Below are 16719 nucleotides of genomic sequence, written 5' to 3' on the forward strand. Positions count from 1 at the left end.
AATTGTATTTAACTTTTTGTTGTGAAAATTGGAAAGTTGATTATATAATAAGTTTAACACAATTTAACTTTTAAGGGGAGAGAGTCAAAAATGGGAGATATAAGTATAGGACAACATGATTCAAGAATGAAGATTGCAACTAGAAATATCATTTTAATGATGATTGGAAAAATGACGTCTTTATTAGGCTCAGGTATTTATACGTTCGCAATGGGGTTATATGTATTAAAGACTACTGGTTCAGGGATGGGGTTTGCAATTACGCTCGTTTGCGGATCAATTCCAAGGATAATCTGTGGCCCAATTGCTGGTGCTGTAGCAGACCGTGTGAATCGAAAATGGCTTGTCATTGGTACTGATTTATTAAGTAGTTTAACGATGCTTAGTATGTTTATTCTTGCTACTATATTTGGACCATCACTTCTTTTTATTTATATTTCAGCAGCATTATTATCAATTTGTGCAAGTTTTTATTCCGTTGCATTAACTTCGTCTATTCCGAGTTTAGTAGATGAAGGACGTATTCAAAAAGCGAGTGCTTTAAATCAAACGGCGGCTTCTTTATCAAATATTTTAGGGCCGATTATTGGCGGAGTTGTATATGGTTTCTTTTCAATTCAGTCGTTCTTTTTGTTAAATAGTATTACGTTCTTTTTAGCGGTTATTTTGCAATTATTTATCGCATTTGATTTATATAAAAAAGAAGTGGCTGAGAGTACAGAGCATTTCTTGACGAGTATAAAAGAAGGTTTTTTATATGTAAAAAGACGACGTGAAATATATGGTTTAATGAAAATAGCATTGTGGGTAAACTTTTTTGCGTGTGGTCTAACAGTTGCACTTCCATACATTATCGTCCATACATTGCATTTATCTTCAAAGCAACTCGGTACTGTAGAGGGAATGTTAGCAGTTGGGATGTTAATTGGTGCAATTGCGTTATCAGTACGTAAAGAAGTGAATAATCCGTTTCGTTCTATTTATACTGGACTGTTTTTGTTTGCAGGTTTAAGTTTATGTACAGTCTTTCCGTTGTTAGTTATCATTCCAAAAGTAGCAAGTTTTATTTACTATATTGCTTTTATGATGTTAACTGGTATAGCAATTATGATTGTAAACATTCCAATGCAAGTACATATGCAAAAAACGACAGATCCGAGCTACCTAGGGCGTGTGTTTGGCCTACTTGAAACAATTGCGACTGCAATCGCACCACTTGGTATGATTGTATATGGACTACTATTAGATATGTTGCCAACTAGCATTGTTATGATGACAATAGGCGGAGGTTTATTGTTAGTTGTATTAGTTGGAGTAAAGCAACATATGGCGAAAAAACAAGTAGATGTGTCCGCTTAAAAATAAGAAAATAATAAAAATTTGACTTATCATTATAAAAATGACTAAATTAGTATTTTAGTTTTTGAAACTCTTTTTCATGTATGTTAAAGTAAAGTGAGCTTGCAAAGAAAAGGAGACAACAGCATGAAAAAATTAAGTTTTGTTATGCTTTTTCTGTTAGTCGTGATGGCTGGATGTAGCAATTATGACACATATATTGAAACAGGTATGCAATCATTGAAAGATGAAAAATATAGTGATGCAGCAATGTGGTTTGAAAAAGCAGAAAAAGAGAAGTCCGGGAATGAAGCGAAATCATATAAAGAAATGGCCGAGAAAATGGATCACGGAGCAACAGCATTAAAAGACGGTAAGTATTTAGAAGCGAAAGACATTGCAAATGAAGTGTTACAAATGAAAAAAGACGATGCACTTGAAAAAGCTGTAACATCAAATGCAGAGAATATGCTTCAAAAAGCAAAAGATGTGGAAGAGAAAGTAAATGAAAGAGTGGCAAAGCGTAGAAAGGTAGAAGAAGAAGGAATCGATAAAATTATTAAAGCTGTCGATAGTATAGATGAAGTGAAAGAAAAAGAGAAGAAAGTATCAGAAGCATTAGATAAGGCTGAAGAGGCGCAAGCAAAAATTGAGGCAAAGAAAAATAAATAGATTTATAGTTTAAAAGGCTGTCGTGCATAACGACAGCCTTTTAATTTTTTGTTGCAAATGAAGTGATGCTCTGTAGTAAAAAAGAAATGATTTTAGAATTCCATCTGTCCTCATGATGAATCGTATAAATATTACGCTGAAATTCAAATTCAGGGATTGGTATATAGCATAGCTCATTTCGTTGTATTTCTTGTTCGATAGCCAGTTTAGAAATCAAGGCAATTCCATTACCATATTTTAAAATTTGTTTCATCGTTTCTAATGAGTCTAATTCAATTTCTGATTGGAATGTAATGTTGTGCGCTAACGTCCATTGTGTAAGTAAGTCTCTCGTTGTAGATGGATTACGATGCAATAGTATGCGTTCCTTTTTGATATTTTGTAACGATACATTGTCTTTCTTTGAAAAATGATGTTCTTTGGAAAAAGCAAGAACAAGTGTATCGGGCATTATATTCGTTTGTTTTAAAAGTGGTTCATCAAATGGAGCAGCGGAAATTATCCCAAGATCGATTTCGTGATTTTGTAGCATCATTCGAATTTCAGGGGCTGTTTTAACTAGTAGTGTTATTTTTATATTGGGAAATTCACATTGAAATTGATGAACGACTTCTGGCAAAAGATAAGTCGCTGGTACATAACTAGCGCCGATTGTTATAGCACCTTTATGAAAATCTTTAAACTCTTGCGTGACACGTCTAGCTTCTTTCATAAGTGCATCTATTTTACAAGCATAATGGTGCAAAGCCTCACCAGCCTCTGTTAAGAAATACCTTCCAGAACGTAATTCGAATAAAGACACACCGAGTTCTTCTTCTAAGCTTTTTATATGAAATGTAATAGTTGGTTGTTTAACGCCAAGTTTTTCTGCAACGATTGTAAGCTTTTTGTATTTCTTAATAAGTACTACAATTTCTAATTTTAAGAGATTCATTATGAATTGCCGCCTTTTTATTTTAACTATAGAAAAAATCTATAGAAATAAATAGTTTATTAGAAGTTTTTTAATTTAATCTTTACAGTACATTAACATTCAGTATAAATCTTCCATATAGAATGAAAGCAGGTTAAGAATGAGGGGAGAGAGGTGAGACGATGGATATTAAAATTAATGGATTAGAAAAAACATTTGGAAAAACACAAGCGTTAAAGCCGTTGCAGATTGTAATGAAACAAGGGGAATTCACTACACTTTTAGGACCTTCGGGATGTGGGAAAACGACTTTACTTAGAATGATAGCAGGACTTGAAGACCCAGATAAGGGAGAAATATATTTTGGAGAGCAGTGCATGTATTCTGCTACAAAAAAGATAAAGACATCTCCTCATGAACGGAATATCGGTATGGTATTTCAAGATTTTGCTTTATGGCCGCACATGACTGTTTTTGAAAATGTTGCATTTGGTTTAAGAGCTACAAAGCAAACGAATCATTTACGAGAAAAAGTAGAAGATGCAATAAAGCGAGTTCGCCTGCAAGGTATGGAGAAAAGGTATCCACACGAACTTTCTGGTGGACAGCAACAACGTGTCGCATTCGCTAGAGCAATTGTAACAAAACCTCATTTTATTTTGTTTGACGAACCGCTAAGTGCACTCGATGCAATTTTGCGAGAAGAAATGAGAATAGAGCTTATGGATATCGTTCATTCCATTGGTTTAACTGCACTGTATGTCACTCACGACCAAACAGAAGCAATGTCAATGTCAGACCAAATTATTGTCATGAAACAAGGAGCAGTATTACAAAAAGGAACACCCGAAGATATTTATGTGAAACCGTCTCATGAATTTGTTGCCAAATTTGTTGGTAAGGCGAATTGGCTTGTAGAGGGTAAAAAAATGGTTCGTCCAGAGCATGTGAGCTGGACGAAAAATGAAGTGTGCGAAATGTATACAGGTGAAATTAAGCACGTTACATATGTAGGAGAACGGTATGAAATAAAAGTAAACATGGGGGCACTCGGAATATGGACAGCTTATCACAATAGTAAATTAAGCATCGGGAAACCAGTATCGTTATATGTACCAAAAAAATGTATTCATCATATAGGGGGAGAATCGTATGAAGAAATTCAGTTCGCTTAAGTCTTTATTTGTATGTACTTTACTATTTTCTACTGTAGTAACAGGTTGTAGTTCAAAGACAGGTAATGCAGATGCAAAAAGTGAAAATACGAATGAAAAGAAAATTGTTGTATATAGTGCAGGGCCAAAAGGATTAGCAGAAAAAATTCAAAAAGACTTTGAAAAGAAAACTGGTATAAAGGTGGAAATGTTTCAAGGGACAACTGGTAAAATTTTAGCGAGAATGGAAGCTGAAAAGAAAAATCCAGTCGTTGACGTTGTCGTACTCGCTTCCTTACCAGCGATGGAAGGATTAAAGAAAGAAGGTCAAACGTTAGCTTATAAAGAGGCGAAACAAGCTGATAAGCTGCGTTCTGAATGGTCAGATGATAAAGGACATTATTTCGGGTATAGTGCTTCAGCATTAGGGATTGTGTACAATACAAAAAATGTGAAGACAGCGCCTGAAGATTGGAGCGATATAACGAAAGGAGAATGGAAAGGGAAAGTGAATCTTCCAGATCCAGCACTTTCAGGTTCAGCTTTAGACTTTGTAACAGGATACGTGAAAAAGAATGGACAAGATGGATGGAATTTATTTGAGCAGCTTAAGAAAAATGAAGTTACAGTAGCAGGAGCAAACCAGGAAGCGTTAGACCCAGTTGTAACAGGTGCGAAAGATATGGTCATTGCGGGTGTTGATTATATGACGTATAGCGCAAAAGCAAAGGGTGAACCTGTTGATATCGTATATCCAAAAAGCGGAACAGTTATTAGCCCACGTGCAGCGGGGATTATGAAGGATAGTAAAAATGTTGAAGGTGCAAAAGAGTTTATTGATTATTTGTTATCCGATGATGTACAAAAACAAGTTTCTAAAGCGTATTTATTGCCGGGTAGAACAGATATAAAAGCTGAAAATAGACCAAATGTAGAAGAGATTCCAGTATTAAATATTGATTGGAAAACAGTTGAGAAAGAGCAAGATGAAATAGGAAAACAATTTAAGAAAGTATTTCAATAAGATGGTGATTCCATGGTAAATCGATTCGTATCAGTAAGACAATTTGGAATGACGGTAGCGTTATTACTTGTGGCGATGTTAATCGTCATTCCACTTTTTCTTATTTTATTTTCTAGTGTATATGAAAATAGCAGTTGGAATTTTTTAAAGCCTTTTGAAGTGATGCAGAGTGGTGGATTAGCTGGAATTTTTCTAAATTCGATGCTTCTAGGTGTACTCGTTGTAATAGGAGCTACAATATTTGCATTTCCATTGGCATTTATTATGAGCAAAACAGATGTAGGAAAGTATAGTAAGTTAGATATTGTTTTTATGATTCCATTTATGACACCGCCGTATATTGGATCGATGGGCTGGATTTTGTTCATGCAACCTAACGGCTATTTTGAACAATTTTTCCCGATGCTAAAGACAGTTTCATCATCGTTTTTTAGTTTAGGAGGTATGGTATTAATTATGAGTCTGCATTTATTCCCATTCCTTTATTTCATGCTGAAAAACACGTTACTTCAGATTGGGAGTAGTAAAGAAGATGCTGCAGCAGTTCATGGCGGAAGTTTTTTCTATCGCTTAAGAAAAATAATATTGCCGTTATTAGTATCAAGTTATGTAATGGGTGCTTTACTCATTTTCGTAAAGACGATTGCTGAATTTGGAACACCGGCTACATTCGGACGTAGAATAGGATTCCACGTGTTAACATCAGAAATCCATAAATTTATTTCGAGTTGGCCTATTGATTTTAGTAGTGCAACAGCATTATCTTCTTTATTACTTAGTGCTTGTATGCTCATTTGGTATATGCAAAATGTATTGAATCGAAAGTATTCATATGCAATGGTTAGTGGAAAAGGTGTGAAATCTAAAAGATATACTTTGTCTATATTTACACGTGTTGTAGCATGGATGTATGTAATTGGCTTATTAATCGTATCAATTGGAATTCCATACTTTTCTATACTTATTGCATCTTTGTCAAAATTAAGAGGCGACGGTTTACATGTAAATAACTTTACAACAAGCCATTATGAGGCATTGTTTACAATGGGATCTCCGGGATTAGAGGCTTTATGGAATAGTTTTCTTTTTTCACTCGTAACAGCGATTATTGCGGTAATGATTGGAGTCTTTTTGGCACTTATGATTCGAAAGGGGAAAAAAAACTCTGAAAAATGGCTTGATATGTGCGGTATGTTACCGAATATGGTACCAGGAATCGTTATGGTTGTAGGTCTTATTCTATTTTGGAATTCACCATATATGCCTATGTCAATTTACAATACACCAATCATGGTTATCGTAACGTATGTTGTTCTGTTTTTACCTTACACGGTGCAATATGTAAAATCATCACTCGGACAAATTGATGATTCTCTCATGCAGGCAGGAAGTGTTTTTTCTGGAAATTATATTTATATTTTTAGAAAAATAATATTGCCTCTTATTATCCCAGGCATTCTTGCTGGATGGGCGATGACATTTACAATTTCGATAAGAGAGTTAGTAGCATCGCTTCTCGTATTACCTCCATCAGTAGAAACGTCAGCAACGTTTATTTTTGCTCAATTTGAACAGGGTGAAGTATCTATAGGCATGGCGATGGCCGTTGTTTCTGTTGGACTTACAACAATGTGCTTATTACTGCTGCAACATATGGAGCAAAAGCGAAAAGGGGTAGCATGATGAGGGTAGAAGTATGGGGAGGAGCAGGAGAGTACGGTCGCTCCTGCTATTTTGTAAAAAATAAAGAGACGAAAATAGTATTTGATTGTGGTATTAATCGATCTTATGAGGATAGTTATCCAAAAATAGAGAGAGAAGCTGTTCCATTTTTAGATGCGGTATTTTTATCACATATTCATGAAGATCATACGATGGGTGTACCTTTATTAGCGAAGTATGGTTATAAGAAAAAAATTTGGACGACTCGTTATACGAAGGAGCAACTGCCGTTATATTATGAAAAATGGAGAAACTATAATGTGATGCAAGGGTGGAATTTACCTTATAGCGACCAAAATATAAAAGATTTAAATTATGTATGTATTGATGAGATTAGCAATCCAAATGAATGGGTACAAATTACTCCTACATTGCGGTTTCAATGGGGATATAGTGGGCATGTATTGGGAGCTGTTTGGTTTTTAGTTGATATGTGTAATACATACGTGTTTTATTCAGGCGACTATTCAGCAGAGTCTAATATACTACGAGCTAATTTACCTGAGAGATTGGGCCACAATATAAAAGTTGCAATTGTAGATGCCGCTTATCACACAGAGGATGTTTCGCAAAATGAAAGATTAGACGATCTATGTGCAGAAATTGAACGAGTTATGCAAAATAAAGGAATAGCATTATTACCGCTGCCACAACTTGGTAGGGCGCAAGATATAGTATTGTATTTATATGAACGATATAAAGAATTTCCGCTTATAGTAGATAAAGAAATTTTGGCTGGATTTGAAGAGATGTTCGTATATAAAGATTGGATAAAAAATAATGAAGAACTTAAATGGATTATGGAGAGTTTAAAAAGAAACATAATAGTGATGGATAATGACATTAGTATGCAAAATAGTTACGGAATAGTTGTAATGAGTGATGCGAATATGCAAACGAAACGAGCACAGTTATACTATGAACAGCTTCGGAATGAAAAGCGGAATGCCGTTATTTTTACTGGGCATATTGCGAAAGGGAGTTTTGCAGAAAAAGTTATGAAAGAGCATGTAAGGAATACATGTAGGGTGAATCGAGTTTCGTATAAAGTTCACCAAAGTATAAGAGACGTTAAAAAGATGTTAAATACATTATTACCAGAACATACGGTGCTAGTGCACGCTTTGAAAGAGGATACGGATCGATTACAACAGAAGCTAAGTACAGCAGGATATGAAAATGTATATTCACTTGCAATGGAACGTATAGAAGTCATTTAAAATGCAAAGGGGATAGGTATATGAAAAAAGTATTTGTATTCGTAAGCATTTTCTTTTGTTGTTTCCTTTATAACGTTAAGGAAGGGTTTGCTGCTAGTCCAATGAAACCTAGTTTTGAAGTAAAGTTATTATTGAAGCCAGAACAAGTATTAGGTGATAACAAAGAGATGAAGCAAGAGGTGCTAGAACATTTCCAAGCTGGTACAAAATATGAAAGAATACAAGTGCAATTTTTAGATACTGCAAATAAAAGTTTAAGTGAGGAAGGTTGGTTCGCTAGAATTCGAAAGAAAGAATTTAGTAAAGATTTTGAACTAACATATAAAAAAAGATATCCTATTCCAAATGGTGTAATTCAAGATGCACTAGAAGTAGCTAAAAAAGAAGGATTCGATAGTAATACGGATAGTTATGAGGCGGAAATAGATTGGGGATTTGAGAAGAAAACATTAAGCATTTCAAATAAGAAAAGTTACAGTGCTAAAGGATATGGAATACTTGATTTACCAAATAAACAAGCTGCTCAAAAAATGTTAATAGAAAAATTACCAGGGAAAATGAACAAATGGTTGTATACAAATTGGGGAGAAGAGATGTTAAAGAATTCCCGTATTTACGGTCCTGTATTAATGCAACGATATACAGGAGAGTTTGAAAACATAAAAGCAAATATTGAAATTTGGCCATTAAGTAATACCGGAAAATTAGAAGATGACTTCGTAATAGAAGTGTCATTTAAAACAAATGAAGAAAGTATTGCGACAAAACAAAGGGAATTATTAATGGCGAGTTTAGAGAAAAAAGGCTGGTTGTTACCGAAAGATAGTTTGAAGACAGAGCTTATTTTTCAGTAAATGAGAAAAAAGGAATCCATATTTCGTGGATTCCTTTTTCTAATATATGAGTATTAAGCTAAGTCAGCTGACACGAACATATCACTATTTTGAAGGTTTTTAGAGCGTAAACTATAAGCAACTACCTTCTTTTTATATTGTTTTACAACATCAACATGCTCTTCATGACTATAAATATAAAATGTGAAATCTTTTTTACCACGTTTTGCATTGATAATTAAAGGAGTACCCTCATTGTGTGGCGGTGCATAATAGCGATCTAAAAATAAACCTTCGTTAAAATCATGAATAATTTTTGATTTCTTTTCGCCTACTAAGTTATTTCCGTTCATTGTAACAGTCACATTCTCTTCTTCCAGTTGTGGATGTGTTTCAAAGCGACTAATAATGGATTCAATAACAGAGTTAGGAAGGCTAGAAACGATAATTTTAAATGCTCCAAATACAACTAACATTACAATAAACCAAGTCGTCATAGTATATCATCCCCTTTATTCTATTTAATAATATAACTCATATGGTAATAGTACATATGGTGAAGTTTTGTATAATTTGTGAAAAATATGCCATTTTTACGAACGAAATATTAGAAAAATCAATTTTGTTACAAAAAGTTGAAATTGAAGTATTTTAAAAGAAAAAGGTTTATAATAAAAATATAACTAATAACCACATTACTAATTATAAGGAAGTGTAACTATGAGTACTGTAGCAATCGTATATGGTATTATTCTTTCCACAATTATTGTTTTGTTTTTTGTTGGGGTTTCACGTTATATTCATAAATGGAAAGAAGGCGTTGCGAAATTAAATCACATTGAAGAAGAACTTAGTGATTTAATGTTACATCATGGTAAGTAAACATTTATTTTTTAACTAAAAAATGTGAAGAATATCACAAAACGTGCTTTCCTAATGAAGGCATGTTTTTTTGTTATGTGAAAGTTAGACATATTCATGAGATTTTCCATACAATACAGTGTGAAATAAAATAATGATTCTTTGTGTGTAGGAAGAGTCAATCTGTTTTGTATAATTTTGTAATTTCATTCGGTATAATTATGATATAGAAGGAAATTTGTTAGAGGAGGTATATTGTGAACATATTAAAGATTATAGGAATTGTTGCAGGAGTCATTATAGTAGCCGTTATAGCTTTCTTTGTTATTATGAAGTACTACTTGTCAAAAGAAGATCCGAATTACGTATTAAAGTACATAAAAGAACATAAAAGTGATAAAACATGTTCATTACTGATTAGAAAAAATGGGGAAATACTAACATCTATAAATGAAAATGTAAAATTGCCTTTAGCGAGTACAGCAAAAATCGTAATAGCAGTTGAATTTGCTAAACAAGTATCAGAAGGGAAAATAAGTAAAGATGAACAAATTTCATTGCAGGAGCTAGAAAAATATTATGTTAAAAACACTGATGGTGGAGCACATCCTGACTGGTTAGAAGATGCCAAAGTGAGAGAATTAGTGAAAAACGGAAAAATTTCTTTAGAAGAAGTCGCTAAAGGGATGATTCATTATAGTTCTAATGCAAATACAACATATTTATTAGATAAGCTTGGATTAGAAAGAGTAAATGAAAGTATAAAAGAGTTAGAGCTTACTAGTCATGACAAGTTCTCTTCGTATACTGCTTCACTATATATGAGAGGGTATGTAGAAAATGAGCTTCATGAGCCAGAAAATCAATCATTAGAAATGATACGTAACATGTCAAAGGATGAGTATAATAAACATGTGTTACAAATTCATGAATGGATGAAAGATGAAGAAGCATGGAAGAAACGGGATATCCCATTAAAGGTAGATATGGAATTTCAGCGAATTTGGTCAGATCGATTAGTGGGTGCAAACGCTAAAGATTATATGAGTATAATGGAAAAGATAAATAGTAGAAATTATTTTCCAAAATCAATGCAAGAAGAGATCGAGAACATTTTCAAAGGAACAGTTAAAAATAGTAAGTTCGAATATGCTGGTCAAAAAGGTGGTTCTACCGCATTCGTATTGACAAAAAGCTTGTATACTACAGATAAGAAAGGGAATAAAGTAGAAATTGTCATTATGTTTAACGATATAGAAGATTAAGTTTCATATCAAAAACTGAGAAATAATATAGATTATTTTATTCAAGATGCTATAACAGATGAAGAGTTTAGAAATAAATTATAATGAAATAATTTTATTATGTAAACAAAGGGGCACTTATGAAAAGTGCTCTTTTGTAATACAGGATTTTCCAATCTTATTATTGAATATAGATGGAAAATAAGAAAGGAGGTTAAAAAATGACAACAATATATTTCGTTCGCCATGCCCATTCTACATATACAAAAGAAGAACGGGAACGACCTTTATCTGAAAAAGGGCACTGTGATGCAGAAAATGTAACGCATTTATTAAAAGATAAACATATTGATGTTGTTATTTCTAGTCCTTACAAAAGAGCAATCCAAACTGTACAAGGAATTGCGAATACATATAAATTATCAATACAAACTGAAGAAGATTTGCGTGAAAGATTATTGAGCACAGAGCCAGTATCAAATTTTAATGATGCTATGCAGAATGTGTGGAAAGATTGGAGTTTTGCATACGAAGGCGGAGAATCGAATACTGTAGCACAAAAGCGCGCTGTAATATGTATACAAAATATATTAAAAAAATATGAAGGTAAGAATATTGTAATAGGTACGCATGGAAATATTATGGTATTACTAATGAATTATTTTAATTCGAAATATGATTTGGAGTTTTGGAAAACACTTCATATGCCTGATGTGTATAAATTAAATTTTGATAAAAATCGTTTCATTTCTGCTGAAAGAATAGAGAAAACAGGTCATCGGTTAAATATTTTGTAAAAGTTTATCAAAAAAAGAGGAAAGAGAGAAGTTATTGTAGAAGTATGACTTTGTAACATAAAAATTATATGTTAAAGGAGGCTGTTTACATGTTTGAGAAAGAGAAAGAAGGGCTTATTGAAGTTCACAACGTATATGAAATTGCACCAGCAGATGGAACAATTATTGGTATGGCAACAGAAGAAGAAATGGAAATTGCTGCTGAACTAGAGCTGCAGTACTATGCCCATTCTCGTTTGCTAGAAGCAAATATTCAGTTAGACGGTTCCTCCTATAAAGAGTTACTTCAGGAGTTCCAGGAGTACGAAAGAAAATCAATGAGCTTTTGGCGAGCAATACATAAGCGTTTAGCTGTGCCATGGGCATGGGTATTACGTATTGATGTTGCGAATGGCCCTATTTATGTAAGTAATGGGAATGCTTATTACGAAGAAATCGATGATGAAGAAGATTATGAATAGATAAGTAAGGAAGCAACTTTAGTTGCTTCCTTTTTTTATTTATAGAGATTGAACAGCCCCAATAATAATATCAGGCCGATCAATTTCGATTCCGTGACCAGCATGTTCGGCAAGTATATATTGGCTATGTATTGAGAGTTGTAATTGTTCATGGATCAGTTCTTGCCACATTGCTTCAAGTTGTGTTGCTTCCTCTTTTGGCATGCCACCCTCAGTTAACTGAGTAATAGAATAATGAGGATCTCTACCGATAACGATTAATGGTATTTCTAATGTTTTATATAGCTCCTTTATTGAGCGAGCACAATTTTTCCACTCATATAGTTCAGAAGCTGTTGCTTTATATAACAGAGGAGAGGTAGAAAATTCAATGTACTGTCTTGATTGGTTAGCGAGTATAGATTTTAGTTTATTAGAAAGCATGTCTACATCCATTTTGGAGTATGTATTATATTTTTCAAGCCACATATCATCCGAGTCAGTTTGATCAGAAATTGGTAAATGAAGTTCATCTAAACGGTGTAAGTTCATCGAAGTAGAATCAACTAAAATAAGTGCTTGCAGCTTATCTTCATGTAACATCGCAAAATGTTGTGCACATAATCCTCCATAGGAATGACCGATTAGAATAAATGGCTCTTGAATAGCTAGTTTGTTTAGTAACATATGCAGCTCTTTTGTAACTTGCCTTATTGTACGTGGTTGATTTCCTAGCTCACTTTTCCCGTAACCTGGGCGATGGTATGAAACGACTGTAAAGTGCTGTGAAAGCTTTTTTATAATAGGAAGCCAATCATAAAATGAGCAACTCATTCCGGTTTGAATGACTACAGTTTGTTTACCACCTCCTTTTATATGTACTTCTATATTTTGCCCCATTATTTCTACAAATTTATGAATGTTAATTCCTCCTAAGCTTGAAATAATTTTTGACAAGCAAAAACGATACACCAAACACCTATACCGAGTAGGACAGATGTACTAAGTGTAAATGAATTTTTTAAACCAATATAGACAATAAATAATAGTAGTGCTGATGCGGGGAATCCATATAATACCCCTAAAGCAAATTGACTCAATTCTTGTTTATTCCCGCCTTCAAATGAAATCCAAAATAGACTAAGTAAACTCACGAGAGGAAGGGCAGCAATAAAGCCACCTATCGTACTGTAGTGTTTAGCGACTTCAGTGATAACGCCGATAATAAGTGCCGAAACGATTACTTTAACGAGGAAATGCATATTTTGCCTCCTTCGCTAATAACGAAAATGCTTTTTCAATTAATTGTTGTTCTTCTTTTGATAACTGTGATTCTAATATTTTTATCTTTTCTTTATCTAGTAAAGTATGTTTTTCTAATACTTCAATTCCTTCAATTGTTAATGTAAGGTTTACCACTCTTTCATCTTTTTTATTTCTCTCTTTAACGATGAACCCCTTTTGAATAAGGCGCTTTATATGTTCAGATGCTGTGTTATGAGAAAGACTAAGCTCAGTAGCGACTTTTCCAATTGTTATATCTTTCTCACGAGAAACGATTTGTAAAATACGAATTGCTTGGTGGGAAAGGTTGTCCTCGTATTCGTATCGTAAGTGATAATAAATGCTCTCCCAATGTTGATTAATGTTGTTCATAATAATAAATCCCCTTTTTATATCGTATAGTAAGATATATTCGTCATTTTAGAAATAAAATCCTTTTATTTGGATAAAAAATGTTGAAAAAGTTTATTTTTATTGAAATATAAGGTAATCTATGTGTAAAGGTATACATTTAGCAAGAGAGAGGATGATAGCTGTGAATACATTCAAATGGATGAGTCATGAACAGATGTATGTAGATGAAATACATATTGAAAAATGTGGTCCTCTTTCAGTCGGCGTATATGGGGGAAATCAAGAAAGTGATGCATATGAACGAGGAGATGCGGTGCTTGCTTGGTGGGATCCTGAATTACAATTTGAATTTGTTATGATTTTTGATACACACCACAAAACAAAAAATATTGATTATATAATAGAAGCGATTTCAGAAAGAAAAGAGAAATTAAAAGAGTTATTTTCCTATCCAATACATTTAGCTTTTCATCATACACATATGTACTTATTAGCGTTATTTACAGATGAGTTATTTATTAAAAAGTGTGATCAAGATGATGAGGAACTCGCTTGCTTAATTTGTTTACGAAAAGGCGAATTTTTATATTGGTTATCAGTTGGTGATTGTTTCGCGTATTTATTCCATTCTGAGAAAACGAAAAATGGAAAAGGACGATTAAATAAACGGAAAAATTACGAATATATTGGCAGGAAAAATATTTTTGCAGCAAATACACCTTGCTTTACGTCAGGTGTAAGAGGATTAGAAAAAGGAATGAATCACATTGTAATGGCAACAGATGGCATTTTAGAGTGTGACAAACGAAAGTTTGATGATGATCAATCTTTAGTAGAAGTATTACATGACGGGAATAGCTTGCAGATTGAGCCAGTATTAACAAATGTACTGCAGTGGAAAGGTAGAGATTGTGCCACGATTATTGGATGGTCTATTGATACTGATAATAAACAATGTGCTAATTAATATAAAAGGAGTTCAAGGCTTTTATCCTTGAACTCCTTTTTGTTAAGCAATATGGATATGATATGTTTTTAACCATTCATTTACTTGTAGCATATACTCCATGGCACTTCTTGCTTCAAAATTGTTAATCTCTTTATTACTTTGATCAGCAATTGAAAGTAAGATGGAATGATTAATAAGTGAGAAAATAGGATTGTTTTTATTGTTACACATATCAAGTGTTAAATTACGGATTGTTTGTAAGTAGTGTGGATCTTGTGAAGTTGGATAAGCGCTTTTTCTTCTATTGCGTACATCGTCAGGTAAAGCTGGTTGTAGTGCTCTACGTAAAATGCCTTTTTCGATATTATCAATACTTTTTATGTTGAAAGGAACATTCCATAAATATTCAACTAATCTATAATCGCAAAACGGTACACGAACTTCAAATCCAACAGCCATACTCATACGATCTTTACGGTCAAGTAAGAAAGGAAGGAATCTTGTTAAAAATAAATAAAACATTTGACGTTGTTTCGCGGATTTTTTACTTTCGCCTTCAAGAGTAGGTACTTCAAGTATCGCTTCTTGGAATCGTGTATCAATATAGTCTTCTAGATTACATTGGTTACTTACTTCATTTAGTAGAAGAGGAGATGTATTTTTCCAATTTGTTAGCCAAGGAAACTTATCTACATATAGTAGTTCTTCTTGATGAAACCAAGGATATCCACCGAATACTTCATCAGCTGATTCGCCGGATAAAGCTACGGTCGCATCTTTTTTCATTTCGCAAAATAGTAAATATAGTGAAGTTTCCATTTCACCAGCACTCGGTAAATCTTTCGCATGAAGGGGAACGAATAAGTGATTTGCTAATTCTTCAGCATTCACAATGATATCATGATGCGCTGTCCCGACATGTTCAGAAACGCGTTTTACCCAAGGAGCGTCTAAACCAGTGCGAGCAAATGTTAGCTCGAAATCTTTTGCGCTATTTACAAAATCAACGGAATACGTATGAAGTGTTTTATTTTCAGCAGCAAATTCTTTACCCGCAAGTGCAGTAATACCGCTAGAGTCTAATCCGCCTGATAACATACAAACGAGAGGAACATCGGCAATTAATTGTCTTTTTACTGTATCTTGTAAAATAGATAAAATATGCGAAGATGTATCTTCTATAGAGTCTGTATGGAACTTACTTTCTAAATTCCAATACTTCGTAACTACTTTTTTATGACGTGTAAATGTTATAGAATGTCCAGCACGTACTTCTTGAATATGTTTAAAGACGCCACATCCTGGAGTGCGAAATAAGCCTAATCCAAATATTTCATTTATTCCATTCGCATCAATTTCAGCAGGGACAGATGGATGCGCTAATAATGCTTTAATTTCAGAGCCGAAAATAATACTGCCATTTCTTTCTGTAAAAAAGAGTGGTTTTACACCTAAATGATCTCGTGCTAAAAACAATTGTTGCTTCTGATCATCCCATAAGGCAAAAGCGAAAATTCCGTTTAAATGTCGTACGCAGTCTTCTTTCCATTCTAAATAAGCATGTAGTAATACTTCTGTATCTGAATGGGTTTCAAATGCATGCCCACATTTTTGAAGCTGCTCTCTCAGTTCACGGAAATTATAAATTTCTCCATTATAAGTAAGAGCATACGTATAATCACCAGCACGAAATGTTTTTGGCTGCGTTCCTCCTTTAGGATCTATTACGATTAATCGGCGGTGTGCAAAAGCTGCGCGAGGTGAAAACCAAAATCCTTCAGCGTCCGGACCACGATGCTGAATACTATTTGCCATCTTTTTTAAAATAACATGTTGATTTGAAAGGTCTTCTTTCCAATCTACCCAACCTGTAATTCCACACATACACATCTCATCTCCTAATTTTTAAAATAG

The 16719-nt window shown here is 33.7% G+C and carries 18 protein-coding genes and 1 pseudogene; 13 read left to right on the plus strand and 6 right to left on the minus strand.

What is annotated here, in order from left to right; genetic code table 11:
* The first annotated feature begins 90 nt into the window (after positions 1-90).
* Together ACTFRH_RS04860 and ACTFRH_RS04865 are read left to right on the plus strand one after the other, a co-directional pair.
* Positions 91-1359: an MFS transporter gene (locus tag ACTFRH_RS04860; protein ID WP_000502483.1), complete on the plus strand. Its 1269-nt coding sequence runs from the start codon at positions 91-93 to the stop codon at positions 1357-1359.
* A 126-nt stretch (positions 1360-1485) separates the two neighbouring features.
* The gene (locus ACTFRH_RS04865) at positions 1486-2010 is read left to right on the plus strand and encodes a DUF4398 domain-containing protein (RefSeq protein WP_000736424.1); all 525 of its coding nucleotides are present in this window, start codon (positions 1486-1488) and stop codon (positions 2008-2010) included.
* Between the two features lie 40 nt (positions 2011-2050).
* Here the strand turns inward: ACTFRH_RS04865 and ACTFRH_RS04870 are convergent, their stop codons facing one another.
* The gene (locus tag ACTFRH_RS04870) at positions 2051-2944 is read right to left on the minus strand and encodes a LysR family transcriptional regulator (RefSeq protein WP_001050614.1); all 894 of its coding nucleotides are present in this window, start codon (positions 2942-2944) and stop codon (positions 2051-2053) included.
* Between the two features lie 161 nt (positions 2945-3105).
* Between ACTFRH_RS04870 and ACTFRH_RS04875 the strand changes: the two genes are divergently transcribed.
* The 5 genes from ACTFRH_RS04875 to ACTFRH_RS04895 are packed head-to-tail and all read left to right on the plus strand — an operon-like array spanning position 3106 to position 8897.
* Positions 3106-4098, plus strand: coding sequence for an ABC transporter ATP-binding protein (locus ACTFRH_RS04875; RefSeq protein ID WP_000351797.1), 993 nt, complete (start codon positions 3106-3108; stop codon positions 4096-4098).
* Positions 4076-5101 (plus strand): ABC transporter substrate-binding protein, encoded by a 1026-nt coding sequence (locus ACTFRH_RS04880; protein WP_000714713.1) that lies wholly within the window; start codon positions 4076-4078, stop codon positions 5099-5101. The genes ACTFRH_RS04875 and ACTFRH_RS04880 overlap by 23 nt, the downstream gene beginning before the upstream one ends.
* Positions 5102-5113: 12 nt before the next feature.
* Positions 5114-6784, plus strand: a complete 1671-nt coding sequence (locus ACTFRH_RS04885; protein WP_000248139.1) for an ABC transporter permease — start codon at positions 5114-5116, stop codon at positions 6782-6784.
* Positions 6781-8043: an MBL fold metallo-hydrolase gene (locus ACTFRH_RS04890; protein ID WP_002181700.1), complete on the plus strand. Its 1263-nt coding sequence runs from the start codon at positions 6781-6783 to the stop codon at positions 8041-8043. The genes ACTFRH_RS04885 and ACTFRH_RS04890 overlap by 4 nt, the downstream gene beginning before the upstream one ends.
* A gap of 20 nt (positions 8044-8063) precedes the next feature.
* Positions 8064-8897: a hypothetical protein gene (locus tag ACTFRH_RS04895; protein WP_000755312.1), complete on the plus strand. Its 834-nt coding sequence runs from the start codon at positions 8064-8066 to the stop codon at positions 8895-8897.
* A gap of 53 nt (positions 8898-8950) precedes the next feature.
* Here the strand turns inward: ACTFRH_RS04895 and ACTFRH_RS04900 are convergent, their stop codons facing one another.
* On the minus strand, positions 8951-9373 hold the full coding sequence (locus ACTFRH_RS04900) for a YfmQ family protein (RefSeq protein WP_000214579.1): 423 nt from the start codon (positions 9371-9373) through the stop codon (positions 8951-8953).
* A gap of 41 nt (positions 9374-9414) precedes the next feature.
* Here ACTFRH_RS04900 and ACTFRH_RS04905 point away from each other — a divergent pair, with 41 nt between their 5' ends.
* From ACTFRH_RS04905 to ACTFRH_RS04925, 5 genes and pseudogenes are all read left to right on the plus strand, one after another.
* Positions 9415-9531 (plus strand): hypothetical protein, encoded by a 117-nt coding sequence (locus ACTFRH_RS04905; RefSeq protein WP_002011946.1) that lies wholly within the window; start codon positions 9415-9417, stop codon positions 9529-9531.
* A gap of 65 nt (positions 9532-9596) precedes the next feature.
* Positions 9597-9758: a hypothetical protein gene (locus ACTFRH_RS04910; RefSeq protein ID WP_000108701.1), complete on the plus strand. Its 162-nt coding sequence runs from the start codon at positions 9597-9599 to the stop codon at positions 9756-9758.
* A 236-nt stretch (positions 9759-9994) separates the two neighbouring features.
* Positions 9995-11086: pseudogene (locus ACTFRH_RS04915) on the plus strand (serine hydrolase).
* 116 nt (positions 11087-11202) lie between these two features.
* A complete protein-coding gene (locus ACTFRH_RS04920; RefSeq protein ID WP_000208266.1) occupies positions 11203-11778 on the plus strand; it encodes a histidine phosphatase family protein in 576 nt (191 codons plus the stop codon).
* Between the two features lie 89 nt (positions 11779-11867).
* Positions 11868-12239 carry a hypothetical protein gene (locus ACTFRH_RS04925; protein ID WP_000461766.1) on the plus strand — a complete coding sequence of 124 codons (372 nt, stop codon included), beginning with the start codon at positions 11868-11870 and terminating at the stop codon, positions 12237-12239.
* 39 nt (positions 12240-12278) lie between these two features.
* Here ACTFRH_RS04925 and ACTFRH_RS04930 read toward each other — a convergent pair whose 3' ends face one another.
* Genes ACTFRH_RS04930 through ACTFRH_RS04940 form a run of 3 tightly spaced genes read right to left on the minus strand, consistent with a single transcriptional unit; the run spans position 12279 to position 13874 of the window.
* A complete protein-coding gene (locus ACTFRH_RS04930) occupies positions 12279-13190 on the minus strand; it encodes an alpha/beta fold hydrolase (protein WP_033702985.1) in 912 nt (303 codons plus the stop codon).
* Positions 13151-13480 carry a DUF3147 family protein gene (locus ACTFRH_RS04935; RefSeq protein WP_000545640.1) on the minus strand — a complete coding sequence of 110 codons (330 nt, stop codon included), beginning with the start codon at positions 13478-13480 and terminating at the stop codon, positions 13151-13153. Before ACTFRH_RS04935 ends, ACTFRH_RS04930 begins: the two co-directional genes overlap by 40 nt.
* Positions 13464-13874 (minus strand): MarR family winged helix-turn-helix transcriptional regulator, encoded by a 411-nt coding sequence (locus ACTFRH_RS04940; protein ID WP_001059785.1) that lies wholly within the window; start codon positions 13872-13874, stop codon positions 13464-13466. The genes ACTFRH_RS04935 and ACTFRH_RS04940 overlap by 17 nt, the downstream gene beginning before the upstream one ends.
* 121 nt (positions 13875-13995) lie before the next feature.
* Here ACTFRH_RS04940 and ACTFRH_RS04945 point away from each other — a divergent pair, with 121 nt between their 5' ends.
* On the plus strand, positions 13996-14823 hold the full coding sequence (locus ACTFRH_RS04945) for a protein phosphatase 2C domain-containing protein (RefSeq protein WP_003300733.1): 828 nt from the start codon (positions 13996-13998) through the stop codon (positions 14821-14823).
* A 42-nt stretch (positions 14824-14865) separates the two neighbouring features.
* Here the strand turns inward: ACTFRH_RS04945 and asnB are convergent, their stop codons facing one another.
* The gene (gene asnB / locus ACTFRH_RS04950) at positions 14866-16689 is read right to left on the minus strand and encodes an asparagine synthase (glutamine-hydrolyzing) (RefSeq protein WP_000333946.1); all 1824 of its coding nucleotides are present in this window, start codon (positions 16687-16689) and stop codon (positions 14866-14868) included.
* Positions 16690-16719: the final 30 nt, after the last annotated feature.

The sequence above is a fragment of the Bacillus cereus group sp. MYBK216-1 genome, from assembly GCF_051916495.1.
GTDB classification, from domain to species: Bacteria; Bacillota; Bacilli; order Bacillales; family Bacillaceae_G; genus Bacillus_A; species Bacillus_A thuringiensis_K.

Excerpts from the sequence above, each read along its gene's own strand:
- ACTFRH_RS04860 (WP_000502483.1), top strand. The coding sequence starts at position 91 with ATGGGAGATATAAGTATAGGACAACATGATTCAAGAATGAAGATTGCA.
- ACTFRH_RS04865 (WP_000736424.1), top strand. The coding sequence starts at position 1,486 with ATGAAAAAATTAAGTTTTGTTATGCTTTTTCTGTTAGTCGTGATGGCT.
- ACTFRH_RS04870 (WP_001050614.1), bottom strand. The coding sequence starts at position 2,944 with ATGAATCTCTTAAAATTAGAAATTGTAGTACTTATTAAGAAATACAAA.
- ACTFRH_RS04875 (WP_000351797.1), top strand. The coding sequence starts at position 3,106 with ATGGATATTAAAATTAATGGATTAGAAAAAACATTTGGAAAAACACAA.
- ACTFRH_RS04880 (WP_000714713.1), top strand. The coding sequence starts at position 4,076 with ATGAAGAAATTCAGTTCGCTTAAGTCTTTATTTGTATGTACTTTACTA.
- ACTFRH_RS04885 (WP_000248139.1), top strand. The coding sequence starts at position 5,114 with ATGGTAAATCGATTCGTATCAGTAAGACAATTTGGAATGACGGTAGCG.
- ACTFRH_RS04890 (WP_002181700.1), top strand. The coding sequence starts at position 6,781 with ATGATGAGGGTAGAAGTATGGGGAGGAGCAGGAGAGTACGGTCGCTCC.
- ACTFRH_RS04895 (WP_000755312.1), top strand. The coding sequence starts at position 8,064 with ATGAAAAAAGTATTTGTATTCGTAAGCATTTTCTTTTGTTGTTTCCTT.
- ACTFRH_RS04900 (WP_000214579.1), bottom strand. The coding sequence starts at position 9,373 with ATGACGACTTGGTTTATTGTAATGTTAGTTGTATTTGGAGCATTTAAA.
- ACTFRH_RS04905 (WP_002011946.1), top strand. The coding sequence starts at position 9,415 with ATGGTAATAGTACATATGGTGAAGTTTTGTATAATTTGTGAAAAATAT.
- ACTFRH_RS04910 (WP_000108701.1), top strand. The coding sequence starts at position 9,597 with ATGAGTACTGTAGCAATCGTATATGGTATTATTCTTTCCACAATTATT.
- ACTFRH_RS04920 (WP_000208266.1), top strand. The coding sequence starts at position 11,203 with ATGACAACAATATATTTCGTTCGCCATGCCCATTCTACATATACAAAA.
- ACTFRH_RS04925 (WP_000461766.1), top strand. The coding sequence starts at position 11,868 with ATGTTTGAGAAAGAGAAAGAAGGGCTTATTGAAGTTCACAACGTATAT.
- ACTFRH_RS04935 (WP_000545640.1), bottom strand. The coding sequence starts at position 13,480 with ATGCATTTCCTCGTTAAAGTAATCGTTTCGGCACTTATTATCGGCGTT.
- ACTFRH_RS04940 (WP_001059785.1), bottom strand. The coding sequence starts at position 13,874 with ATGAACAACATTAATCAACATTGGGAGAGCATTTATTATCACTTACGA.
- ACTFRH_RS04945 (WP_003300733.1), top strand. The coding sequence starts at position 13,996 with ATGTGTAAAGGTATACATTTAGCAAGAGAGAGGATGATAGCTGTGAAT.
- asnB (WP_000333946.1), bottom strand. The coding sequence starts at position 16,689 with ATGTGTGGAATTACAGGTTGGGTAGATTGGAAAGAAGACCTTTCAAAT.